Source organism: Pseudoalteromonas sp. MMG024 (assembly GCF_021654175.1).
GTDB lineage: Bacteria > Pseudomonadota > Gammaproteobacteria > Enterobacterales > Alteromonadaceae > Pseudoalteromonas.
Genome location: NZ_JAKFZO010000001.1, coordinates 293,752 through 319,263, shown reverse-complemented (window position 1 = coordinate 319,263; position 25,512 = coordinate 293,752). Strand labels below are relative to the sequence as shown.

25 protein-coding genes and 1 pseudogene are annotated in these 25,512 nt (G+C 39.4%); 5 read left to right on the top strand and 21 right to left on the bottom strand.

Going from position 1 to position 25,512, the window contains the following annotated elements; translation table 11 throughout:
• The first annotated feature begins 1 nt into the window (after position 1).
• From L1068_RS01475 to asnB, 5 genes are all read left to right on the top strand, one after another.
• Positions 2–1,963 (top strand): acetyl/propionyl/methylcrotonyl-CoA carboxylase subunit alpha, encoded by a 1,962-nt coding sequence (locus L1068_RS01475; RefSeq protein WP_237128745.1) that lies wholly within the window; start codon positions 2–4, stop codon positions 1,961–1,963.
• Complete coding sequence (locus L1068_RS01470) at positions 1,963–2,862, top strand: hydroxymethylglutaryl-CoA lyase (RefSeq protein ID WP_237128744.1); 900 nt, start codon at positions 1,963–1,965, stop codon at positions 2,860–2,862. The genes L1068_RS01475 and L1068_RS01470 overlap by 1 nt, the downstream gene beginning before the upstream one ends.
• A gap of 34 nt (positions 2,863–2,896) precedes the next feature.
• The gene (locus L1068_RS01465; protein ID WP_010560120.1) at positions 2,897–3,595 is read left to right on the top strand and encodes a CoA transferase subunit A; all 699 of its coding nucleotides are present in this window, start codon (positions 2,897–2,899) and stop codon (positions 3,593–3,595) included.
• Positions 3,596–3,603: 8 nt separating this feature from the next.
• Entirely contained in the window at positions 3,604–4,260 is a 657-nt protein-coding gene (locus L1068_RS01460; RefSeq protein WP_038641568.1) for a CoA transferase subunit B, read from the top strand.
• A 442-nt stretch (positions 4,261–4,702) separates the two neighbouring features.
• The gene (asnB, locus tag L1068_RS01455; RefSeq protein ID WP_237128743.1) at positions 4,703–6,364 is read left to right on the top strand and encodes an asparagine synthase B; all 1,662 of its coding nucleotides are present in this window, start codon (positions 4,703–4,705) and stop codon (positions 6,362–6,364) included.
• Positions 6,365–6,415: 51 nt separating this feature from the next.
• Here the strand turns inward: asnB and L1068_RS01450 are convergent, their stop codons facing one another.
• From L1068_RS01450 to L1068_RS01350, 21 genes and pseudogenes are all read right to left on the bottom strand, one after another.
• A complete protein-coding gene (locus L1068_RS01450) occupies positions 6,416–6,811 on the bottom strand; it encodes a hypothetical protein (protein WP_237128742.1) in 396 nt (131 codons plus the stop codon).
• A gap of 95 nt (positions 6,812–6,906) precedes the next feature.
• Positions 6,907–7,740, bottom strand: a complete 834-nt coding sequence (locus L1068_RS22120; RefSeq protein ID WP_237128741.1) for a DUF3137 domain-containing protein — start codon at positions 7,738–7,740, stop codon at positions 6,907–6,909.
• A complete protein-coding gene (locus tag L1068_RS01440; RefSeq protein ID WP_237128740.1) occupies positions 7,694–7,990 on the bottom strand; it encodes a hypothetical protein in 297 nt (98 codons plus the stop codon). Before L1068_RS01440 ends, L1068_RS22120 begins: the two co-directional genes overlap by 47 nt.
• 30 nt (positions 7,991–8,020) lie before the next feature.
• Positions 8,021–8,242: pseudogene (locus tag L1068_RS01435) on the bottom strand (LemA family protein); the annotation flags it as partial.
• A gap of 232 nt (positions 8,243–8,474) precedes the next feature.
• Positions 8,475–8,840 (bottom strand): hypothetical protein, encoded by a 366-nt coding sequence (locus L1068_RS01430; protein ID WP_237128738.1) that lies wholly within the window; start codon positions 8,838–8,840, stop codon positions 8,475–8,477.
• 151 nt (positions 8,841–8,991) lie between these two features.
• Positions 8,992–9,417, bottom strand: coding sequence for a hypothetical protein (locus L1068_RS01425; protein ID WP_237128737.1), 426 nt, complete (start codon positions 9,415–9,417; stop codon positions 8,992–8,994).
• Positions 9,418–9,449: 32 nt separating this feature from the next.
• Positions 9,450–10,148, bottom strand: coding sequence for an IPT/TIG domain-containing protein (locus L1068_RS01420; RefSeq protein WP_237128736.1), 699 nt, complete (start codon positions 10,146–10,148; stop codon positions 9,450–9,452).
• A gap of 131 nt (positions 10,149–10,279) precedes the next feature.
• On the bottom strand, positions 10,280–10,735 hold the full coding sequence (locus L1068_RS01415; protein ID WP_237128735.1) for a hypothetical protein: 456 nt from the start codon (positions 10,733–10,735) through the stop codon (positions 10,280–10,282).
• 46 nt (positions 10,736–10,781) lie between these two features.
• A complete protein-coding gene (locus L1068_RS01410; protein WP_237128734.1) occupies positions 10,782–14,945 on the bottom strand; it encodes an IPT/TIG domain-containing protein in 4,164 nt (1,387 codons plus the stop codon).
• A 14-nt stretch (positions 14,946–14,959) separates the two neighbouring features.
• Positions 14,960–15,721: a TadE family protein gene (locus L1068_RS01405; RefSeq protein ID WP_237128733.1), complete on the bottom strand. Its 762-nt coding sequence runs from the start codon at positions 15,719–15,721 to the stop codon at positions 14,960–14,962.
• 28 nt (positions 15,722–15,749) lie between these two features.
• Positions 15,750–16,253: a tetratricopeptide repeat protein gene (locus L1068_RS01400; protein ID WP_237128732.1), complete on the bottom strand. Its 504-nt coding sequence runs from the start codon at positions 16,251–16,253 to the stop codon at positions 15,750–15,752.
• Positions 16,244–16,585, bottom strand: a complete 342-nt coding sequence (locus L1068_RS01395) for a DUF192 domain-containing protein (protein WP_237128731.1) — start codon at positions 16,583–16,585, stop codon at positions 16,244–16,246. The genes L1068_RS01400 and L1068_RS01395 overlap by 10 nt, the downstream gene beginning before the upstream one ends.
• Before the next feature lie 3 nt (positions 16,586–16,588).
• Positions 16,589–17,452 carry a type II secretion system F family protein gene (locus L1068_RS01390; protein ID WP_237128730.1) on the bottom strand — a complete coding sequence of 288 codons (864 nt, stop codon included), beginning with the start codon at positions 17,450–17,452 and terminating at the stop codon, positions 16,589–16,591.
• A 9-nt stretch (positions 17,453–17,461) separates the two neighbouring features.
• The gene (locus tag L1068_RS01385; RefSeq protein ID WP_237128729.1) at positions 17,462–18,310 is read right to left on the bottom strand and encodes a type II secretion system F family protein; all 849 of its coding nucleotides are present in this window, start codon (positions 18,308–18,310) and stop codon (positions 17,462–17,464) included.
• Positions 18,303–20,042: an ATPase, T2SS/T4P/T4SS family gene (locus tag L1068_RS01380; protein ID WP_237128728.1), complete on the bottom strand. Its 1,740-nt coding sequence runs from the start codon at positions 20,040–20,042 to the stop codon at positions 18,303–18,305. Before L1068_RS01380 ends, L1068_RS01385 begins: the two co-directional genes overlap by 8 nt.
• Positions 20,043–20,047: 5 nt before the next feature.
• On the bottom strand, positions 20,048–21,343 hold the full coding sequence (locus L1068_RS01375) for a pilus assembly protein N-terminal domain-containing protein (RefSeq protein ID WP_138629737.1): 1,296 nt from the start codon (positions 21,341–21,343) through the stop codon (positions 20,048–20,050).
• 8 nt (positions 21,344–21,351) lie between these two features.
• Complete coding sequence (cpaB, locus tag L1068_RS01370; RefSeq protein ID WP_010560141.1) at positions 21,352–22,239, bottom strand: Flp pilus assembly protein CpaB; 888 nt, start codon at positions 22,237–22,239, stop codon at positions 21,352–21,354.
• Between the two features lie 18 nt (positions 22,240–22,257).
• The gene (locus L1068_RS01365) at positions 22,258–22,488 is read right to left on the bottom strand and encodes a hypothetical protein (RefSeq protein ID WP_054979956.1); all 231 of its coding nucleotides are present in this window, start codon (positions 22,486–22,488) and stop codon (positions 22,258–22,260) included.
• Positions 22,489–23,166, bottom strand: coding sequence for a hypothetical protein (locus tag L1068_RS01360; RefSeq protein WP_237128727.1), 678 nt, complete (start codon positions 23,164–23,166; stop codon positions 22,489–22,491). It lies immediately after the preceding gene.
• Positions 23,159–24,064, bottom strand: a complete 906-nt coding sequence (locus tag L1068_RS01355; protein ID WP_138629731.1) for a hypothetical protein — start codon at positions 24,062–24,064, stop codon at positions 23,159–23,161. The genes L1068_RS01360 and L1068_RS01355 overlap by 8 nt, the downstream gene beginning before the upstream one ends.
• Positions 24,065–25,477 (bottom strand): pilus assembly protein TadG-related protein, encoded by a 1,413-nt coding sequence (locus L1068_RS01350; RefSeq protein WP_237128726.1) that lies wholly within the window; start codon positions 25,475–25,477, stop codon positions 24,065–24,067.
• Positions 25,478–25,512 lie beyond the last annotated feature (35 nt).

The window sequence follows — 25,512 nt, the reverse complement described above, 5'->3', positions numbered from 1 at the left end:
CATGATCAATAAACTTTTAATAGCAAACCGCGGTGAAATTGCGTGTCGCATTATCAAAACAGCACGTCGTTTAGGCATTAAGACAGTTGCGGTTTATTCTGACGCTGATATTCATGCAGAGCATGTAAAAGCAGCGGACGAGGCCTACCATATCGGCGCTGCACCAAGTCGTGAATCGTATTTAGATGGCGATAAAATTATAAACGTCGCGATTAAAGCTGGCGTAAATGCTATTCACCCAGGCTATGGCTTTTTATCAGAAAATACGCATTTTGCTGATAAGTGCGAGCAAAATAATATTATCTTTATCGGCCCAAGCAGCGACGCAATTAACGCAATGGGCTCAAAATCACGCTCAAAAGAACTGATGTTTGAAGCTAATGTACCACTGGTACCTGGCTACTATGGCGAAAAGCAAGACCCGGCCTTTTTACTTACAGAAGCGGAAAAAGTAGGTTTTCCCGTTTTAATTAAAGCGACTTATGGCGGTGGCGGTAAAGGTATGCGTGTGGTGCGCGATAGCGCATCATTTAACAAAGAGTTAGAAGGTGCAAAGCGGGAAGCACTTGCAGGCTTTGGTAACGATAAAGTTTTGATTGAACGCTATGTTGAGGCGCCTCGTCACGTAGAAGTACAAGTTTTTGCAGATAACTTCGGTAACTGTATCTATTTAGGCGATCGCGACTGCACACTGCAGCGTCGTCACCAAAAAGTGATTGAAGAAGCCCCTGCGCCAGGTTTAAGCGCAGAGCTTCGTAAAGAAATGGGAGAAGCGGCGGTACGCTGCGCTAAAAAAATTAACTATAAAGGCGCAGGTACCGTTGAATTCTTATTGTGTGGCGATGAATTCTTCTTTATGGAGATGAATACACGCTTGCAAGTAGAACACCCTGTTACTGAATGTGTGGTAGGTCAAGATTTGGTAGAATGGCAATTAGCCGTTGCTAGTAACGAGCCACTACCACTAGAACAAGACCAAGTTGTTATTTCTGGCCATGCTTTCGAAGCACGTATCTACGCAGAAGAGCCAAGTGATGACTTTATGCCATCTTCGGGTTTATTAAGCCTATTTGATATGCCAAATGAGCATACAAGTGATCTTTCAGCAGTAAGAATCGATACGGGTGTAATTGAAGGTTCTGAAATCTCGGCATTTTACGATCCGATGATTGCAAAACTGATTGTGCATGGTGCAAATCGTAAAGTTGCGTTACGCCAGCTATCACTTGCGCTTGAGAAAACAGCCATTTCAGGTGTTGCGACTAACGTAAGCTTTTTGCATACCTTAGCAAATCACCCAAGTTTTATTGAAAGCCCAACTAGCACCCATTTTATAGATGATCACATTAGTGAGCTAACGCAAAAAGATGAGCAAGAACAGACTCTGCAATTACTAATGGCTGCACTTGTTTATATTAATGCAAATACGTGTCAAACAAGTACATCACCTTGGAATACGCTTACCGCATTTAGCTTAAATGCCAGTAATCATTACACCTTACCATTTGTAGATTTTGACCTTGAATGTCAACGTAATAACGATGCTATGACCTTGGTTTACGATACTGAACACTTTGCAGTAAATGCCGATTTTAACGGTAATAACCTCACGGCGTTTATCAATGGTGAAAAACACACCGCGAAGTTTGTATTAGATGAGCAATCTATTGCTATTATGCACAGTGGTAATACCCACCAGTTTGCATTGAAAAGTAAGCACTATGTGGCTGAAAAGCAAAACGATGGTAATAGTTTACAAGCACCACTTAATGGCACTGTAGTCAAGCAAGTAGCAAGCGTTGGCGATAACCTTAAACAAGGTGATGCAGTTATCATTATTGAAGCGATGAAAATGGAATACACCTTAACGGCACCATTTGATGGCCAGTTAAGCCAATTTTATTTTGCTGAGGGCGATCTTGTATCGCACGGTGACCTACTTGCTAAAGTTGAGGAAGCCTAATGCAACCAAAGTTTGTAAAAGTAGTTGAAGTAGGTGCTCGTGATGGCTTGCAAAATGAAGGTTCAGTTTCAACCCAAGATAAAGTATTGCTGATAAACGCGCTTGCAAAAGCGGGTGTTAAGCATCTCGAAGCCGGTGCATTTGTGTCACCCAAATGGGTGCCACAAATGGCAGATTCTAGCGACGTATTAAGTCAAATTGATAAAACTGAGCTCACTACATTCAGTGCGCTTACTCCCAATTTAAAAGGCGCTGAGCTTGCATTTAATGCAGGCGCTAATGAATTTGCGATATTCACGGCGGCAAGCGAAGCCTTTACCCAAAAAAACATTAATTGTTCGATTGATGAATCAATAACACGTTTTCAACCTGTAATGGATTTTGCAAAGCAACATAATATTCCAGTACGCGGTTATGTGTCGTGTGTTATGGGTTGCCCCTACGATGGTGCTGTTAGCCTTGATACTGTTGTAAAAGTAACCAAAAAGCTTTTAGCTATGGGCTGCTACGAAGTATCGCTTGGAGACACCATAGGTGTTGGCACACCTCAATCTACCGAACAATTATTAAACGCCCTGCTTGAGCAAGTATCAGCTGACAAGTTAGCTGTACACTTTCACGATACCTACGGCCAAGCACTTGCTAACGTGTATACCGCGCTTAATATGGGCATTAAAACCGTGGACAGCGCAGTTGCAGGCCTTGGTGGCTGCCCTTATGCTGCTGGTGCGTCAGGAAATCTTGCCACTGAGGATTTAATTTATATGCTTAATGGACTTGGCATTGAGCATGGAATTGATTTAGAAATGCTAGCCCAAGCAGGTTGGCAAATTAGTGAAGCATTAAATAAACAACCAACAAGTAAAGTTTCACTGGCATTAAAAGCCAAACTAACTTAACCGATTTCTCGCCCTACTCGTTCAGGAGAATTTTATGGCAGGTTTTAATAAGGTCGTCGACAATTATCAAGACGCACTTGAAGGCATTAAAGACGGTGATACTGTTATCGCAGGCGGATTTGGCTTATGTGGTATTCCAGAGGGCTTAATCGCAGAAATTAAACGTAGAAAAACCACTGATCTTACCGTGGTTTCAAATAACTGTGGTGTGGATGATTTTGGCTTAGGTATTTTATTACACGATAAGCAAATTAAAAAAATCATCGCATCATATGTGGGTGAAAACGCGATTTTTGAACAGCAATTACTTAACGGTGAAATTGAAGTTGAGTTAACGCCACAAGGTACGCTCGCTGAAAAAATGCGCGCTGGCGGAGCCGGTATCCCTGCATTTTATACCGCAACGGGTTACGGTACACCGGTAGCTGAAGGCAAAGAAGTAAAAGAATTTGATGGTCGCCCGTATATTCTTGAAGAATCAATTACCGGTGAATTTGCCATTGTAAAAGCGTGGAAAGCAGATCGCTACGGTAACTTAGTGTTTCGCCACACAGCAATGAACTTTAACCCAATGGCCGCTACAGCAGGTAAAATTACCGTAGCTGAAGTGGAAGAGATTGTTGAGCCTGGTGAACTATCACCAAGCGAAATCCATACTCCAGGCATTTATGTTAATCGCGTGATTAAAGGTAACTTTGAAAAACGCATCGAACGTGTAACAACAAAAGATTAGGAGGCAACATGGCGTTATCAAGAGAACAAGTTGCAATGCGTGTTGCACAAGAACTTCAAGACGGTTATTACGTTAATTTAGGCATTGGTATTCCTACCTTAGTGGCAAACTATGTACCCGATGGTATGGAAGTCATGCTGCAGTCTGAAAATGGTTTGTTAGGTATGGGGCCATACCCTACTCGTGACCAAGTTGATGCGGATATGATCAACGCGGGTAAAGAAACCGTTACAGCAGCCACAGGTGCGGCAATATTTAATAGTGCCGAAAGCTTTGCAATGATCCGTGGTGGTCATGTAGATTTAACAGTACTTGGTGCCTTTGAGGTTGATCAACAAGGAAATATTGCTTCTTGGATGATCCCTAAAAAGCTCGTGAAAGGCATGGGGGGCGCAATGGATTTAGTGGCAGGTGCCAAAAATATTGTTGTTACCATGACCCACGCCAATAAGCACGGTGAATCAAAGTTACTTGAATCATGCACGTTACCACTGACAGGCGTTAACTGCGTTAAGAAAATCGTAACCGATTTAGCCGTGTTAGAAGTTAAAGACGGTGCATTTTATTTATTAGAGCGCGCACCCGGTGTAAGCGTTGATGAAATTATCAGTAAAACGGCTGGTAAGTTAATCGTTGAAGGTGACATTCCTGAGATGACAGTGTAAACGGCTTACACAGTAACAGTTCCTCATTCCCGGTGTAATGAACACTGAGAAACCCAACAAAAACCCCTCAATTGAGGGGTTTTTTCTTTTAACCCTATCGACAAAACGACTTGATAAATTTATCACGTCGCATTAAAAGGCTAATAAATGTCTTTGTTAAAGCCAAAATCAAGTTTTTTGATTAACTGCATAAACTAGCTCAAAAATACTTTTTTGTGCGAAAAACACACTAAATTATCGATTTGATAATATTTATTATAAATCATCGTTAATTATTAATAATCCAATCATTGTAAGCTTGAATTTTTAACGAATTAACAATCAAATTGATAAATCATTATTTTTTGTTCATTTTGATGTGACATTTGATTTTTGGTTTGGTACAAATTAATTAACAAACTTATCCAAGATAAGAAAAATTGACAGGAATGAGGAAAGAAGTATGTGTTCAATTTTTGGCGTACTAGACATTAAATCAGATGCAACGCAGTTGCGCTCACAAGCAATCGAAATGTCGAAGTTACTTCGTCACCGTGGCCCAGATTGGTCAGGCGTATATTCATCAGAAAAAGCAATTTTGGTACACGAGCGTTTAGCCATCGTTGGTGTTTCAAGTGGCGCACAACCACTTTATAACCCAGAGCAAACACACGTACTGGCAGTAAACGGTGAAATTTATAACCACAAACAATTAAAACAAGACCTAAACGTAGACTTTGAATTTCAAACTCAATCAGATTGCGAAGTTCTACTGGCACTTTATAAACAAAAAGGGCCTGAATTCTTAGATGACTTAAACGGTATTTTTGCATTTTGTTTATACGATGAAGAAAAAGACGCTTACTTAATTGGCCGTGACCACATTGGTATTATTCCACTTTATACCGGTCATGATGAGCATGGTAACTTTTATGTTGCATCTGAAATGAAAGCACTTGCACCTATTTGTAAAACCATTGAGGAGTTTCCTCCAGGTCATTACTTATGGAGTCAAGATGGTGAAATTCGCCCTTATTACGCACGTGACTGGCAAAGTTATGATGCGGTAAAAGATAACGAAGCAAAAGTAAGCGATGTAAAAGAAGGCTTAGAAGCAGCAGTTAAACGTCAATTGATGTGTGATGTGCCTTACGGCGTATTATTATCGGGCGGTTTAGATTCATCGGTAATCTCAGCAATCACGCAAATGTTTGCAGCAAAACGTGTTGAAGATAACGATGAATCGAGTGCTTGGTGGCCTCAGTTACACTCTTTTTCTATTGGCTTAGAAGGTTCGCCAGATCTAGCCGCTGCACAAAAAGTTGCAGATAGTATTGGCACAGTACACCACCCTATTACCTTTACAATTCAACAAGGTATCGATGCGCTTAAAGAGGTTATCTACCACATAGAAACATACGATGTAACGACCATTCGTGCGTCTACGCCAATGTACTTAATGGCACGTTATATTAAAGCCATGGGCATTAAAATGGTGCTATCAGGTGAAGGTGCTGATGAGCTATTTGGCGGTTATTTATATTTCCACAAAGCGCCCAATGCTAAAGAGTTCCATGATGAATTAAACCGAAAAGTAAGTAAGTTACACCAATTTGATTGTTTACGTGCAAACAAATCGATGGCAGCTTGGGGTGTTGAAGCGCGTGTACCATTCTTAGATAAAGAATTTGTTGATACCGCAATGCGTATCAACCCTGAAGGTAAAATGTGTAAAGACGGTAAAATCGAAAAACACATTATTCGTGAAGCATTCGATGGCTACCTACCAGATGAAGTATTATGGCGTCAAAAAGAGCAGTTCTCGGATGGCGTTGGTTATAGTTGGATTGACACCTTAAAAGAGCATGTTGAATCAATCGTAAGTGACCAAATGATGGAAGCTGCTGCGTTTAAGTACCCGATTAACACGCCACAAACAAAAGAAGCCTATTACTATCGTTCAATTTTTGAAGAGCACTTCCCAGGTGATGCTGCAGCGAAAACTGTACCACATGGTAAGTCGGTAGCCTGCTCTACTGAAGCCGCTCTTGAATGGGATGAAAGCTTTAAGAACAACGCCGATCCATCAGGTCGTGCAGCGGGCGTTCATAACGAAGCGTATTAATAATTCACTTTATATAACATGAAAAAGCCCGAATTATCGGGCTTTTTTTATTTAAAACGGTCTTGGGTTTTTAGTGAAAAACGCGTCTAAGCCTGTAGTTGAATTAAATTTTATAACAGCTATGTAACTTACATCACTATCAATCGAAGCGGGTTTAGTAAATACAACCTCATTGGTTACTGCGTTATTTCCCGACACTTGCCAATTAAGAGAGAGCTTCGCATTTTTATAATGCGTTTGCGGAAAACCTGTCGCACAATAACGCTTTGGCTCTACAAGCGTGCAACTCACCATTTTCCCAGTCTCTGTTACTTTAAGCGTTACATTTTCAATGGTTTCGTTGCTGTCGTTGTAAAAAGCCAAACCCGAGACCGTTAGTTGATTATCAACATGTGAACTGCAACCAAATAACGCGCTAAATAAAGCCATAAAGGCTAAGTTACGCATATTGTTTTGCACTGTGTAATACCCCTTTACATAAAAAGAGCGCCTTTAATATCAAGCGCTCTAGCCATAAAACCATAAATAAAACACACAAACGATTATTGATTTACGGCCATTTGTGCATTTGACACTTTTCGTGCTGCCATTAAATCAAGGTTAAGTTGTTTTGATATAGAAGTTAATAATTCAAGTTCTTGCTCAATCAGTGGTAACGCATCAATATCGTAAGCTGACTGACTTATCCACGCTGGTTCAATCAGATTAGTTTTATAACTAATTAAAAATATCGCTGTGTTATCAATAAATTCACACTCAAAGCCTTGTGCATCGGCTTTTTGCATAAACATGGTGTAAAGCGCTAGGATCTGTTCCATCATCACTGGCGTAAGTATATAGCGAGCAAGCACTTGATCAGTTGAAAATACTTCGAATGCTTGTTCAAAGTAGTTGTTTTCTAATTCAACTTTTTGTGTTGCTTTGGGGTCTTTTGTTAGCAAGTTTGCTACTTTACCGCGATCTTGCTGAACGATAGTGTGTGAATTAAAATTAAAGGGCATGGTTAACTTAACCATACAGCCTTTAAAAATTGTGTGTCGGCCATTATTACCACTGCGCTCAAGCTTTAGTTCACAAAATTGAAAGCCTATATTATCAAGCTCGCCAACAATGCTATCTTCTGTTTCAATGTGGTCAAAGCTAGGTGAGATCGCGAGTTTTTTAATCTCGTCTTTTTTGATTTCTGAGGTCAGTGAATAACTAAATTCACCATACATTTTAACTAATATCGGCATCACGTTTCGTTTGTAAAAGTGGATATAATCAAGCGCTGGTTTATACGTCCAACTAGTGCCAATACAAAACGCAAATATAAGTGTAGAAAAGAAACTACCATCGCCCCCTAGCGCAACCACTAACAAAACAAGAGTTACCACTGCAGGAAACACCTTTAAAATTAAGCAGGCGCTTTCGCTTTTCAAACTCGCTGTTAAACGAATCTCGTTGCTGTTCAATGAGATCTAACTTAGGTTTGATCTTATGTTCAAACGTGTTTTTTAAGGTGTCTGATGCTGGTACATCGGTAGCATTTTTTTTATGACGTCTGAAACGTATTGACAATGCGTCAATATACCCTTTTATTTCTTTCGACAAAAAATCTGAAAACTCATGTTTATCCGATGACATAAACTCTCCTTGTTGCTATAAAGCCCGTAACTAGTTTAAAAGTTCTTCGGCGTTAACCGGCTGTCGTTCAGATTCAGAAATTTCAAAAAATGCCATCGCTTTCACACCAACCATGGCGGCTATGATGTTGCCTGGAAACACTTGAATTGCGTTACGTAATGCACGATTAGCGCTATTAAAATTACGTCTTGCTGCGGATATATGCGCTTCTACATCGGCATAGGTACGCTGCGCATCAAGCATGGTGGCATCAGATTTTAGCTCTTGTTAATTTTATTTTTCGCGTCGTTAGACGTAACACCCAATCCGATACGCTATTCAAACTGCGATAAGCAATCATAAAAAATCAACAGTTTTTAATAACTAACAATTCGTACAATGTTACTCTTTGAAGACGCGTTTTCGACGTATAACTGCAGACCTGCAGCGTTATTGGGAACATCAAATTGTATTTGTGTACTGGTGACGTTTGACGGGGTTACTTTTAATGCGCCAATGACAATTTTGCTGTCTTTTGTAAAACCAACGCCGTTTGTTCGTTATCGTAAATTACAACCACAGGATCTTTAATCTTGTCGATGCCCATACCGGTCAGGGTAACTGTATCGCCGATGCGATAACGCCCTTTTTCAAGTTTGTTATTGAAGTTGCCTGATATTCGTGACAATTGAATCATCGGTAAATCTTCTATCGACATTATTTTAACTTTCTGCTCTGGTGCGCTGTCAAACACATCTAGCACTTTATCATAATCGGTGTCTTTTTCAGTTTGACTACTTAATACTGACCCAGATGCCATTACATTCGTTGTAAACAATAAGATAGGTAGCAAATAAGTAAGGTTCTTCATGTACTTCCTTGTATATCTATTTTAAGTTGAAAAAATGCATACGTTATATAATATGAGCGCTACTAACACTAATTGATAAATCATAACAATCCTTGTCATTTATGTTAGCAGTCAAATCACTGTTAAGAAGCAACCTTCATAAACAAAAACACTATAAGTGAATTCTCCATAACTCGCTATCTTTAATTTTTTCAAAAACACAACCGTCATTTGATGAAAATTTGTCCCCATTAGTCCAATTTATGAGTACTTCTGCGAAGTTATCTTGCGTTTTATCTGAAAGACGTTTTTCTTTAACGATATAGTTACCGGCTTTTGACACTCTTTGTTCAAAGCGGGCTGCTTTCTTTAACAGAGCTTGCTCAGCTCTCTTGGCTTTACTTCCTTCAAACCACACTTTGTCTACAAATGACTTTAGAGTTTCTAAGTCTCCCTCTTTTTGCGCTTGTTGATAAACATCGCATTTTTCTATAAAAACTGGATCTTGATTATTTTTGGCAGTGATACCGTAGTTTGGTGATGCAATTAAAGGTGCGCTAGACAATGCTAGCGCTAAAATAGTCCATCTAAATGTCATAACAGTCCTTATTTAGCTTGGTATGTAAATCGTTAATTATACTTGAATACGCGAATACTATTGCTTTGCGCGAATTTATTGCGTACTTGAAAATCACGAACATTGGTTGACTTTGGTACTTTAAATGACAATGAATCGTTTGATACTCGCGTAGGTTTAATACTTATATCTCCAAATTCAACTTTTGTATCTGTGTCAAACCCTGTACCAGTTATGGTAAATTCTTTACCTTTGTTTAAGATAACAGAGGTACCGCCAAAAATGAGTGGTGTATTTGCGCTAAAAGGTTCTAAATCCATTTCATTAGTTCTTTGATTGTCACTATACACAAATACTTTATAAGTTGATTTAGGTATCTTTAATTTGAATGAGATGCCCTTTTGAACTAACTCCACTTGCTTTATGTTGTAAGTCACTTGATTATTGTAAATTACCACAACGGGTTCTTTTAATTGGTTTAAGCCCATGCCGGAAATCATAACTGTATCACCGATGCGATAACGCCCTTTTTCAATTTTGTTATTGAAGTTGCCTGATATTCGTGACAATTGAATCATCGGCAAATCTTCTATCGACATTGTTTTAACTTTTTGCTCTGGCGAACTGTCATAGATATCAAACACTTTATCATGATCTGTGTCTTTTTCAGTTTGACTACTTATTACTGACCCAGATGCCATTACACTGGTTGTAAACAGCGAAAGAAATAATAAATTTGCTAACTTACTCATCTTTATCCTTTGCTAAGTGATTAAATACACTGTTTTACCAGTTAAGGTCACGTATTGTTAGAGTCAAACTTGAGCGCGAGTTGACCTTTATACAAGCGTTAAATTCTTCTCTAACAAATGACTTTTGCGCTCTATTTAAGTAAGTTCAGCATATACCAGTTATCATCTATATATCCAAACTCACAATATCCACCAACTGATTGTTCTTTTTGAGTTCTTACTATCGTTGTATCAAATGTATACCTGATTCGTAATAGCTTTGTGGCCCCCCATTTTTCATGACTCCTTCGAACTGAAGAAACCTTATGACTTTGAGGTTGCTTTATAAGCTCATAATCAGTTGTTTTAAAGTTTGCTATGCCGTTATATCGAGAGCCAAAGTACTTGTTATGTTGTTTTGTAACCAAACGTTCAAGCGCACCGGTATTATTCGACAGTACCTCCGGTAAAAATGATTTAAACGTATCATAGTCTTGGTTCGTTACAATGTCTGACGCTGTTGCACATTGGTTTTCTTGCTCACTATATTCGGAAGCATATACGTGACCTAGTGAAAACAAGCATACAACACAGAATAATTTTTTCATTTCAACTCCTATAAAAGCCCTTAAAAAAGGGCTTTATTTAGATTAACTATTTCGCTGCACATTCGTCATCTGTTGAGCGTGCAAATTCAGATTGTTTTACCATTACATGTTGTGTAACTGCTTGATAATGAGTGCCTGATTGACCTACTTCTACTTGATAGCGCTTAACAACATCAGGACATAAATCTCTGCCTGACTGCGCATCGCCGGAAACACTTAAAACATCACCGCCGAACTGTATGTAGTACGTACCAATACCATCATCAGCTCGAATACCCGTAAGTTCAACTGAGTGTGTTCCCTCATCTAGAGATACATAGACAGGCCCTACTTTTCGTTTTGGAGAGCTGTTGTCATATTTAACTGCGCCATTTACAGATAGTTTGTAAACGTCATCATTAAAGTTGCCGTTGTCGCCAAATATAATTTCTAGCTGACTTGGACCGAAGAAAGGATATTCGTTACTTAAATCACCATTTACTTCAACAGTAATAAAGCCGGTTTGAACCTGATTCGGCACTTTAACTACGAGCACTTCGGTAGTGGCTGAAACAATCGTCGCACTGATTCGTGTATCATTCGGGCCTGTGAATGTAACTTTATTATCTGAAATTTTTGTACTGAACCCAACGCCTTCAATTGTTACCTCAGTTCCGGGTGGCGCTTTATTAGGTGTAACATTTGTGATTGAAAGACTAGAGTCAATTAGTATTTCATAACCTAACTTTGCTTCATCGCCTCGATGTCTAACATAAACCGTGAGAGGACCAACTGCTTCTTCTATCTGTTGGATATTATCGAGTGTAAATGTTAGTTTTGTACCCTCTTTGTTTACATACTGAACATCAGTATCAAGCTCTTTACCCGTAACGCTATCAATAACAATTACTTCTGGTTCGTCGTCCCAAATTCCTTTTACAACAGCCATACCACTGCCGACAATCTCAAATGATTTTTGGGTATTATCTTTGAAAATTGTTCGTGGTGTGATGTCTGAAAGCGTTAGCCCCCACGAAACAACATAGTCGATTTTTGTCGGAACCGCCGCCATATCTTTTAGCGTTTTAGCCATATCTATCATTGCGGACGCAACCATCGACGCATCATATGCCGTGTCTATGGCCCCCCAACCAGGGAATAATTTCTTAGCAAGCTTTTCAGCAAGTGCCTTCCTAAAATCAGGCATTTGAATTTCATAGGCAGAAAGAATCGCCTGAGTAGCTGGGCCTACCGGTATGTTTGGCAATTTACTCATATCCATCGTTAGAATTGGTTGAATTTCTTTCTTATAAAGTTCTTGACCAATATTATATGCAAGATCCTTCCAATCCTGCTCAGTCACAGTGTCCTTAGCGGCTAGAGCTTCAACCTGATCTGTGATTGCAGGCATATGCTGATATACTGCCATAATAACATCGCGTACCATTTTAGCTTTTTTGGCGTTGTCAGCTGGTATACCAATTCCAACAGCATCAATTAGCGTATTGTAAAAGCGAATTACAATGTTATCGATGATCGTTCTAATCGCTAACATTTTCTTAGCTTTTTGGCCCGATAAATTATAACTTTCGGTACCTTTTAAACTAAAAGGACTGATGCCATAGATGCCATCTACACCAGGCGTGATTATTTGATACAAGCAGTCTTTATAAACGCATTTATCAATTAATGAATCAGCTGACCAAAATTCTAATCCAAGGAAAGTGCCACTCGTAGGTCCCATCATATCTTTGTGATAAGGCGTATCGACATGCTCTTGAAGTGGGTTATTTAAAGCACCGTCCTTTAAGTTACCGGTCATGGGGTTTACCTCATATACACGGTAACTTAAGTACAATTGGCTTCGGTTTTGTAACTCGACACAACCATCGTAATGAAGCACTTCGTGCCATTTAGGGTCTACGCCTTCACCACACTTATGTCCGGCAACAAACTTATTCTCTAGAAAGGTAGTTGCCTCCATAGACATATCGAAAAGCGCCCAAGTTCCGTTAGTTTCAGGGTAAGAAACAATACTTGGTTCAATTGACGTATCAGTATTGGTAGAAATAAATTTATTTGTCGCGCCAGTTTCACCACTGGCTTTAGCAACTCGATGCTTTTCGGCACTGTTAGGCCTAGTTACTTTGTCTAAAATTTTACGTCCATATTGGTTCAATAGCGCAATACGCTCCTGACGAGGTTCAGTAAATGAGAAAAACGCCGAGTCTTGTTTTAAATAAGCCACAGACTGTTCGATATAGTCTTTATACTCCTCAAATTCAGCGACTTTCTCTAAAAACTCCTGTGGTCCAATACCCGCACCTAATAACATTAAATCAAGATAAGCAACCAGTGCTGAACTCGCTGTAGACTCATCACTAAATTCGATTTTACGTTGACCAGGAACCAACAGCGTACTCAAATAAGTTTCACGCTCACCTTGTTGATTTACTGTATAGCTATAAATCACTTCAGGTTGGGTACCGAGTACTTGGTGCTCAAATGTATTTCCTGTTATAGCGGAACCATGGCTAGGTAAAATTCCGCCGATATGGGTAATTTCCTTTACATTGTTTGACGTTACATTAAATTCAACATTTGTGTTCAATATGTAACTAACAGCGTTACTTGCGCCATGTGTGTTAGTAACCCAATATGAACCACCAGTGATGCCTTCTGGCACTTGCACCGTGATTGTGTTTTCGTCAATCAAGCTTGCTTTAGCCGCTTTACTGCCAAAAAACACACTTGTGTCGTTATCAAAATTATCACCTGATAACGTTAACAAGTCTTTTTCTCCTATCGTTCTAATCTCATTAGACAACAGCGGTAAACTTGATTCGTGTACAGTGAAAGGCATTTCCTCAGAAATGTAATCTCCTTCATAGGCTACTTTTAGATAACCATTACCAACAGTATTTGGTACCTCTAAAGCCAATCTATAATTATTATCTTGATCTTGCGTGATTTGAGGCTTTGAATTTGTTACGACGCCGTTTACTTTGTATGACACCACAACATTCTGCGTTTGTTCTGTTAAACCACTTACGATTAACTCAGCCTTGTCTCCAGCTCTAACAAAATCTCTTACCGTATAAGCTGTTGACGTTACATTATTCGCCCAGCGCAGCATGATGCCGTTTTCTTCTATAGCGGTAATACGCGATGCGTGTTCCAAACGCTTTTGGTCATATACATCAAGAATATCATCATTGTCATCATCTAAATCTAAGTGGTCGATAAACGAATCATTGTCAAAATTATTGGGATTTTTTGGGTCGCCACTTTCTAACTGGTCGTCAATATTATTTCCGTCCGAATCCCTATCGATGTAATTTGGGAAAAAATCGTTATTTAGATCGTTGATACCTTCAATTTCATCACTAAATCCGTCTCCATCCGCATCTTCATCGAACCAGTTTGGAATACCATCCTCGTCGAAATCAATATGACTTGGTGCAGCCATAAGCGCGTACTCGAAGCCGTCCTTAATCCGATCTTTATCGTTATCTTGAGATACTAGACTAGATCCAAATGCATATTCCTTCATGTCATCAAAAGCGTCTACATCTTCATCGGTAAAAACACTTACGTTGTATATTAGGTCGCTTCCACCGGCGTAATTGTTATCCATTACACTTAGGTTATATGTACCGGCATTTTGAATTTGAAAGTTAACAATCACAACGTTTGGACTTACTGAACGATACATTTCATAAGATTCAAGCACTTCACCGTCTGCATTTGACAAATAAACTTGTGGTGAAAACCTTGGTGCATCTGTTCTAAAAATCGCGGTAATAAATTTAGTGTCTTGCACTTCGAACGCGAATAGATCGCCTTTATCAAGGTTTGAAGAAATCACACCATTAACGATAAACCCATGTTCTAAGCTTACTGGATTAGCAATTGATGGATTGTCATTAGGCTCCTGTTCAAAGAATTCCGGATAACTATTTTCATTAGGGTCGAAAGGTAAGTCATCCTCTAAATCAGGTGTACCATCTCCATCTTCGTCATTTTTTTCCCATGTACCTGTCGAAGGATCAATTACATCACCACCGTCGTTACCGTCAGTGCCATCATTTCCGTTTCCATCATCAGTCCCCCCATTTCCATCATCTGGTTGTACCGTATCAGGCTCTGTTTCTATAGGGTCGTTACATCCAGCTAATCCGAGTGACATTACACCACTCAAAAACATCGCTATAAGCGTTTTAGTCTTCATTAGTTGTCCTTTTTCTAATCTTTTATATCCGGTATAGATGAATCTTGTTGTCTATATGGGGTTTGCATTCTCGCAATCGCGTATGACTTAAGTGAAATGTAATACTCGTTAATATTAAATGTACCATCGGCGCCCGATACTAGGCCGAGCGCATTACAACCAAGTTGATGAGTACTCGGTACATAATTTACATATTTTTCGTCAAATGGATTAATTGAAACGTCGGTAAACGTTAAGATTTTACCGATTACCCAATTGGCAATGGGTACTTCAAGTTTTTTACACCAATTTACTTCTATCTTGAGTAAATTGGCATCTTGTACATTTAGAAATACATCGCCTTTAATATGCTTTTGTACTGGATTTCGATACATTAAATTATCGTTTGGGATTTCATACCAGACATTGCCGCTGCCATCTTTTCTTAAAACCTTATGTTTCTCGTAGACTTCGTTGGTAGGATGTAGTTGTTTAATTTGCGCACCTACCCCAAGCATATTGCTCCCTTCAACATAAGCTCTTGCAAGCAAATAAGCTCTACCGACCTCAATACCAGACGACTCATCACGCATAAATAATGGTGTCATACCTTGTGCTAACGCTTCTCGCATTTTTGCCATACTACCGTGATTCAATGTCCCCGATCTCACGGCATCAAACGTTGCTGCGTTTAATGTCATTTTGTCTCGGTAAATCGTCGCCCATTGAATCAAAAGCATGATTAATACAAGTACTATCGGAGCTAAAAATGGCAGACTAATTGAAAACTCAGCCATCGATTGTCCCAATTGGCCCCTTTTAACATTATAAGTTTTCATAGCTCGCTACTTTCGATCCCTGATTCTTAGCTGATTGAATCCGCATTAGCTCAAGAAACAGTTGGTCCATTCTATCTTTCGCCGCGGTGTCTACCACCAAATGGTTCTGAGCTTCAATTAAAACATCAGTTGCTTGTCTAACACGTGCAATCGCAAGGTTGTGCCAAGCTTTTGCATGCTCGTTGTCACTTGATATGCTGTTTTGATACGCATTAACCGCCGCGTCAAGACGGTTAGTGCGGGTGTAAATATTTCCCAACCGAAACCATGCTGGTGCATAATCTTTTTTATACGAAAGCAATTGACGATAAAGCCCTTCAGCTAGTTCTAAATGACCAGATTTGTATGCTGTATCTGCGTTACCTTCTAACACCAATAAATCAATATTGTTCTCTTGTGCAGCACTTTTCGGTGCATTTGCAGTTGAACATCCTTGTGTGAGTATTATCGCAAACACGAACGCAATGCATCGAATAAATTTTAACCCCATGAAATTACACTCCCTTCTTTTAACTTAAGCTTCTCTGCGTTACCAGACTTTAGCTCCAATACGTTTTTTGCGTTTTTGCATCGCGCGAATCTCCAAGGTGCTAAATGTTGATGTATTGAAGTTATACGTCCTTTACTATCCAAAAACACTGCATCGATATCGTAGGCCATCCACATTGTGTGAATGCTATTACAAGGCATAATAATTAGACCAAAATTATTTGATATTTTACGTCCAAGCAATCCCCGAAAGCGTAACCAAATTGAATCTGCAATACCCAAATCAAAACCTGCTATGTACTCACCATCGAGCATTAGTCTATTAACTCTCATAACTCACACTTCGTATATAAATTTCATAACGATAGGGAAAAATAAGATTGCAAATGTCACAGGAAATATGAATGCAACCAGAGGAAACACAAGTTTAACAGGCGCTTCTAGTGCCTTTTTCTCAGCACGTTGAAATCGTTCTACTCGTCTTTGATCAGCTTGTATCCGTAACGTAGAACCCAAACTCGCACCAGTACGTTCAGCTTGTGCTAAAGCACTTACTAAGTTGTTGATTTCACTTATGTGGACACGCTCAGCCATCGATCTAAATGCGTCAATTTTGCCAACACCAGAACGTAAATCTCGCATTACTTTTTCAAGTTCTACTTTTAATGGCCCTTCAGGGCCTTTATCGACAGATTGCGCAATCGCACCTGTTAAGTTAAGGCCTGCTTCCACCGCCATCGTAATAAAGTCCAGATAAACAGGAAGGGCTTTAACTATTTTTAATTGACGCTTTTTTTTCAAATCACTTAACGTGACTAACGGCAAAAAGTAACCAGCAATCAACGCGAAAACAATATAGTCTAACGCCATAGAGTCCAAAGCAGATAAACAAAACCACGTCATTAAACCGCATATTATTGACACAACAAGACGAATGCCAAAATAGTCTTCTGCTGAGATAATGTAAGAAAGACCAGAGATTTGAAGCTTTTTATTGGTTTTAACCAAGTAATCAATTGGTAAACGTTCACCGATGTAGTGGGAGGCAATTTTAACCAAAGGCCATATTATCTTTAACGATGGTGGCAGTGGGTCCATAAAATCGCGCGTATCTTCAGGCACTTCCTGTTTTATTTTAGTAACGCTATATATACCCAGGCATATTGATGCGCCAAAGAAAAAAAGTATCCAATAAACCATTTTTACCTTCTAAACATCTATGTTAACTATTTTCTGAATAAAGAAATATCCGATGTACAACATGACTGATGACCCAGCAATGACAATCCACCCCATCGGTTCTGTAAACAATCGTGACATGTGTACTGGCTCCATGTGATAAAGCACGTACCCCAGAAATATAGGTAAACACGTCATCACAATTCCCTGAATTCGACCTTGCGCAGTTAAACTGTCAATCTTACCTTCCATCTCTATTTTCTTTCTAAGAGTCTCGCCTAAACGTTCGAGCGTTTCTGCCAAATTGCCACCGATTTCTTTCGAAATTTGCATACCCGAAACTACCAGTTTAAAGTCTTGTTCAGGCATTCTTTCGACCATGTTGTCCAGGGCTTCCATAAAATCGACTCCCAACCGCTGCTCTCTTAAAAAGAGCGAAAACTCTTGAGAAATTGGTGCTTCAGCTTCTTGCACCATAGCCTCGATGGCGTTAATTAAACTTGAACCTGAGCGCATTGATGCGCAGATCATATTCAATCCATCAGGCAATTGTTGAATAAACTTTTTACGACGTCGTTTTTGTAAATACTTGTACAAATAAGGCGGTAAAATTGCCATACCAATAACGGCAATTAACGCAACAAACCATACGCCTGTATAAGCCCACACAACAATAAAAGTGACTACCATTAAGACAATGTTTCCAACAAAAAGCTTTCCAGGCTCAATAAATAGAAACATGTCTGAAAGGTTACGCTTCGCATTGTATTTGAAGGTTTCATGGTATTTTTGCGCTAACTCTTGTGAAATAAAAGAGCCTCCGAACACCAAAATAGCAACGGATATCCCAACTATTGCCATCAGTAAGATACTAGACATTTGGCACCTCAGGTTTGAAGATACTGAGATCTACATCAATACCACGATCGCGGAGGTTTTCATAAAACTCAGGCACCATACCTGTAGCCATATAGTGCCCAACGACCTTCCCGTTCTGGTCATACCCTGTTTGCTTAAATTTGAAGATTTCAGACAATTGCAAGGTGTTACCTTCTACGCCGGTAACTTCTGTAATTGACGTAACACGCCTTGAGCCATCGCTAAAACGTGATTGTTGAACAATCATATTAACTGCTGAGCCGATTTGTTCGCGTATCGCCATTATTGGTAAATCCATTCCCGCCATCATAACCATGACTTCAAGACGGGAAATACAGTCTCGCGGTGTGTTTGCGTGAGCGGTAGTTAAAGAACCATCGTGACCCGTATTCATCGCTTGCAGCATGTCTAACGCTTCACCGCCACGACACTCACCTACTACAATTCTGTCCGGGCGCATACGTAGACAGTTTTTGACTAAATCTCGAATTTCAACAGCACCTTTGCCTTCTTGGTTGGGTGGTCTTGCTTCCAGTGATACTAAGTTAGGTTGATAGAGCTTAAGTTCGGCAGCATCTTCCACTGTAATAATACGTTCGTCATCTGGAATAAAGTTTGATAACACATTAAGTAACGTCGTTTTACCCGAGCCTGTACCACCAGAAATAACGACATTTCGCTTATTTAAAACAGTTGTTTTTAAAAAGTTAGCCATATTTTCATTCATCGAACCAAAGTTGATGAGATCTTCTATCTCTAACTTCTTCTCCATGAACTTACGAATTGTGATGCAAGGTCCCTTTAATGCTAATGGCGGAATTATTGCATTGACTCGAGAACCATCTTTTAAGCGCGCATCAACCATTGGCTGCCCTTCATCGATGCGGCGCCCAATTGGAGTCACTATTCGCTCAATTGCACTAAGCACTGCTTGTTGGTCGGTAAAGCTAATATCTGAAAGAAAAAGCTTTCCGGAACGTTCATAAAAGATCTCATCATAAGCGTTTACCATAATTTCAGACACATCTTTGTCGTTAACGAGTGCTTCCAAAGGGCCTAAACCAACAGATTCATCCAAAACCTCTTTAGCGAGCTCTTGTCCATCAATATGCGGAGGTACACTTAATCCTTTAATTATGTTTGAGATTAAATTTCCACTTTGAGAGCGCAATTCCTCATCAGACATTTCAGATACATTGACTCGTCGTAAATCAATCTGATTAATAAGCTCCTTGTGAACACGTCTACGCCATTCATTACGCTCTCTAATTTTTTGTCGTGTCTCGTCGTTGTCACCTTGAGCCAAATCATGACCTTCGATTTTAGTTTCAGGTATTGGCTTGCTCGGAACTGAAATGTCAGTTTCGAGTTCTGCGCCTAAAGGTCTATTTGTTAACGCGCTTGTATTAAACGATTGGTTAGAATTTGAAGAATGTTTGTTTTCAGCTTTTACGTAAATATGATAACCACCAATTTCGATTCTATCAGACTCCGATAAAGGTCCTGCAGACTCAATTTTTTGGCTATTAACAAATGTACCTGTACGACTCGCTCTGTCTTCTAAAAAAATACCTTCGGGACGGTAATATAATTTAGCGTGTTCTTTTGACACTTTAAAACCGTGTAGTTTAATGTGGTGATGCTTGTCTTTACCGATCAAACAAGATGGTTCACTGCAACGAACTGTGCCTACATCTGTACCCTTAGCTGTTTTTATACTTATCTCAAACATAATAACTAATCCAAGATATTAAACATGTCGAGCTTTTCAGCGTCACCGATCAACTCTTTAGCACGTTTTAAACGGTTTTGATGAGATTCGTCTTCAATTGGCACTATTTTTGGTGTAACTAGTATCACAAGCTCACTTTTCTTGTCGATAAAGTCGCGAGATTTAAAGAGCTCTCCTAAAATTGGAATGTCGCCTAACAATGGTACTTTGTTAACAGATTTAGACATATCACTATTAACCAGCCCTGAGATTACGAGTGTTTCACCATTTCTTACATTCACAACTGATTCTGTTTCACGGGTTTGAAAACCTGGGTAACCGGCAACCGTAACCGACGGGTCGATAGCACTAACTTCCGCTTTTACATAAGACACGATGTTGCCACTTTCATCTGATGTCGGCTCAATTTCTAATTTAACGCCATACTCTTTATATTCGACATTAAGCCCGCCATTAGAATCAGTAATTGGAATAGGAACTTCACCACCCGCTAAAAACTTAGCCTTTTCACCGCTTCGAGTGCTTAACGTCGGTCTTGCCAAAGTACGGGAATCTCCCTGCTCGTCTAACAATTGAATTTGCGAGGCAAGTCCAGTCACGATACCAAATGACGCATAACCGCTGCCTCCGATTGCAACATCACCGATAGACTCAACAATTTTGTCGCCAATATCACTTTGTGTATACGTTGCAAATAAATCATTATGCACAAAGTTCTTTACTCCACCGTAAGCAGGGCCTGCCATTGAATTGTCCCACTTTACACCAACATTTTTTAATGTGTTGTTACGCATTTCAACAATTTGCACATCCATGCGGATCATGTGCTTAAGATCAACCGATTGAGGAGATAAACTAAGCATTGAGGTTAAGTTTGGAATAACCTGAGACAATTTAAGTGCTTGTTTCATTGTTTCACTACTCACCTCACCCTCTAAAACAACGAGTGAACCAACTTGTTTGGCGCTAACCCCGGGCAATCCTGCAACTAGCACACGTACTTGCTCGACAAGTTGCTCCATATTGACCGAATCTACATTGACATAAATCTTTTTAGTATTGTTTGCCTCATCCCAAATTTGAATTTCAGTCTGTCCAAACTCTTCGGCAATAAGTAATAAGCGGTTGTCATCTAATACTTTCGCACTAACGATGCCACCTTTACCAACCACCACTCGCGTAACTTTAGAAACCGGCAAAACCTCTATAGCACCCACATGCATATCAAGTTTAATGCTTGCCAGCAAATAACTAGGAAAAAGCGCTACGACACACATCGCTAAATAAAATAAACTTCTCATTTTTATCCCTAAAACTTGTTATTCACATTATTTGCGAATGATTTCAATGTACTTAAATTTTCTTTAATTTTATTTTGACTGTTTACGCCTTCAGCTATACCACCGCTGCCACCAATAATGTATTCAACGTGATGCTCTCTTTCGTTATGTAAAAAAACGTCAGCCTCTTTTACTAGGCGATTTGTAACTTTAAGTTCATCAGTACGATTTCTAAGTAATGCCACGAAGTTTCCATACTCTTGTGCCAATGATACTCGCCCCGCGTCTTTAACCGACAGATCCAAAGTGACTGTAGAATAATCTTCGCTCTCGCCAAAAATACTTTGTTTGATTTTGTCCTTCTCAGATATGCTCTGACGCCCTGTCGCTAGCACAGTCACACGCTCTAATATTAAATGCAGGCTTTTTTCATCTTGGCTTTGGGATAAATACAAATCAATGAAATCTCCAGGTTTTAACATGTTTGCATTAGAGTTATTTTCATTAATATTTATCGTTACTGCACGACGACCATCTTGAAGGATGTCAGAGAACTGCTGTTGACCCGTTTTTGGTACATAAGAACGTAAAATCGGCTTTCCTGGTTGTACGTCATTTAGCATGATTTTGTTCGCGATTTGTCCAAAGTCATTTGGGTGCACTGCATCATCTGGCACATAGTCACTTGGGATTTCACGTACAACAACTGACTCAGGAGTTATTACATCACCTCGTGACAAAGGTGAAACCGCCACTACTACAGGCACTTTAACAATATCGGTACGTGCATACTGTTGTTTGATCTCTCCCTCTTTTACTTTTAGATAGTTTCCCACTGCCCAAGCAGCAATGCCCCCTAACAACAGTGAAACGAATAACAGTATCCAGTTTCTATCCAAAAATTTTATAGACTTCATGTAACTAAAACCTCTTCCTTAGTTGTTTGTTATATTTGTAGGGATTGGTGTTATGCTTTTTGCATAACTATATGCAGCGTAACTTTCTTTAATTTTTATCGTTAAAATTTCGATAGCATTTTTACCTTGATGCTCTTGTAAAAAACCGCCTAGCTCATTGCTTGGTATTGGCGTGAGTAACGCAGCAACCAGTGCCCCCGTAACAACGAAAAACTCGACTGCAGATTGTCCTTTTTGTGTCTTTTTCATCTATATGTCCGTGTCAACTTTAATTGCAGTAACAAAGGTTTGGTTATTTTTTCTTTCAAACGTTACGTTAAATTCGTTAGGCCCTTTACGAGCAAGTAAAACACCCAATGTACGCTTTGGATGTACTTGTGCTTTCTCAACCGAGAAACCTTTCTTTTGAATAAACGTTTGATAAAAATTCATATTTTTAGAAATCGTACGACTATTCTTTAAGACCAAGGTGTTTGAATATTTAGCACCATCTTTTGCTTTAATATTATTTAAAATCTCACTTCCGCTTGGGCTCGGTAAGTCTTCAATTTTTCTAACAATTCGTTTTAATGAATTTGATGGCTCTTTGGATACTGAAACTACAGCGATAGAGTGAGGAAAATGTTGAATAACCTGTGCAGTATATAGGGCGTCGTCGTAGAGTTTACTTACTACAGTTTCGGTTTTTAATGTCGTAACGCCAAAGTTATTACCATTACGCTTCCACTGTTCAGCGTAAAACGCTGCATGATCTTCGCGGCTCATTTTACTCTCTATTTGCCAAATAGAGACTTGTTTACTATCGATGAAAAGGTCGCGACCAACAACTTTTACTGATCCATCCTTTGGAAAATCAAGCGTAAACGCATAAGACTGGTTACAAAAAATAAGTGTTAATAGTACATATAAAATGTTGCGCTTATTCATTTCGATACCTTTCCTTAGGAAGCTCTTCAATGGCTATATGGCCAAATTTTAAGTCACTTGGACCGAGTTTTTTAACAATTGGAACACCTGATTTTGACAATAGATTGCGGGCCTTATTTAAGATATCACCGTCTAAGAATGACGACGGCACAAGACCTCGTACTTGGTTATAATTATGTTTTGGACCGCCGACGTTCCAACCATCGGCTAAAAGTGACAGTGAGCTATTCATTACAAATTCAAATTCGCTGCGACGCTTTGTTTCACGACCACTGATATTCGACGGCTGATTTCGAAAACGCTCATCCTCTAGTAACAAATGACTCGCAATTTGTATTGAAGAGCTACCCGTAAAAAAGCTTTTATCATTGAAGTCTGTGCCACCCAATTCAAGCAGGTTTAACGAACCATTTGTGATACTCGAAATTTTACCCGGCGCTTTTCCGTTTCCAGACTCAACCTTGAAAAATTGTTGTTTGCTTTGTTCCGCATTAGGATTAAAAGCTGCGAATAAACTCTGAGCATCATTTCGTTTCGATTGATTAAATTGGAATGTTGCATAACCATGTTCTTTTGCATTCCAAACCAATGATGACGGCAAGCTCGAGTTAATGGCTTTTTCTATCTTACCAAAAACTCTATCAGGCACCTCTTTTGATATGTCCGTGGTTTGCTTTACTGCCAGTCTACCGTAACCGCTATTTGCGTAGTTTTCTGGTCCTTTTTCTAACCATACGGTTTTTTCAAACGCGACATAACGTGCGGCCATGTCGTTGTAATGTCTCGCTTCAATGAGCTTTGAGAAATACGGCAAAATTAGCATTAACGGTGCAATTACAAATGCCAACAATACTGATAGCTCTACAAGCGACTGTCCTTTATTGCGTGATATAAACATTTAGGCACCTGCTAAGTTAAAGGAAGCTAACAAGAGAAGAAGATCTCTACGTTGATTATTATCGATATCGGACAGGGTATTTTGCCAATACGGGTTATATAGATTACCGTATTCAAACTTACTGTTTTTCCACAGATCATTCGCGCGATAATAATAAATACGGGCTTTTGATGCTGATGATTGTTGATTTCTCGGCACTTGTACGTGTTCTTCAATATGTATGTCTATTTCTTTAGTCGTCGCCTCGTTAATAGTGCCTATATTTAGCGATTTTGAAGATTGAATATCATTGATTGATTTCGACACAACTATTGTGACTGGTGGAGCATCATTTGATTTGTTAATTTTTTTTATCGAATAGAAATCATAAATGCCGCCGTACGCATTGTTGAATTCCGATTCGTTGTACCTTGCTCGGTTTGACGCATCGCGATTTATCATGCGTGAACGTCCATAATATTGACGATTTCTAAACTGCCCTGTATCTTTATCCTCGCCAGCATGCGCGGCACCCCAGCCGATTTCTAATTCGCTGCGACGACAACCTGAGCTGAATAAACTTTTTTTAAACCACTCTTTATGCCAACTTAATGTGTCCATTGATGTCCACGTTTCTGGGTCATATCTACCATTGTTAACAAGGTCTGTACCGCCTGCCTGTTTGGTCCAGTAATTCATACTCATACCCAAAAAGCAGAAACTAATAATGTCGATCGTAAAAGGGAATGGCCACTCATGTGAGCGGTTTTTCATAAATGGGTCTCGAGAATTTAAGATAACTTTATAGAAATCATTGTACCTGCCGGAATTATCTTGTCGGTTAAAGTCTCCTTGAAACCCACGCCAATCATTAAAAAGTGTATTGGCTAATGTAGGAGCGGCAATCGCATCAAGAGATGCTTGGTTGTCATTGACTTTAATTACGTCATTAAGCGATTCAATCATGGTCGCAGACGAGGCGTAAGCCATAATATCTTGTGACATGGAAAGGGCATTATTCACCAAATCAGTCGCTCTAACCGCAATTTCCATTCCTGGCTGAACAGCAACTTCATTGATATTGTCTACCCACGCTTCAGCCTGAGAAAAAACAGGACCAACATAAGGAATATATCGAGCCACGTCCTCAATGTTATCGATTGTTTCAACAAGGAAGTTAAACCATGACGCGACACCTACATATTGTCCGACTGCTACATGGTTGGCTATCATTGCGCGGTTTGTATATGCCTTGAAATTTAATTCTCTTACTAAATATTGTGAGCTACTCAATACGGCTGCATCGGCTGTATTCTGTAATCTCGTTTTATGAAGGTTTTGCTGAGAAACGTTATACAAATAAAGTATGAACAGAACAATAATTGGCAGAAACATGAGCCCTACAACCAACGACTGACCACGCTGCTTTTTCATTTTCATCTCCATATGTAGTTCTAGGAAGCGAAACT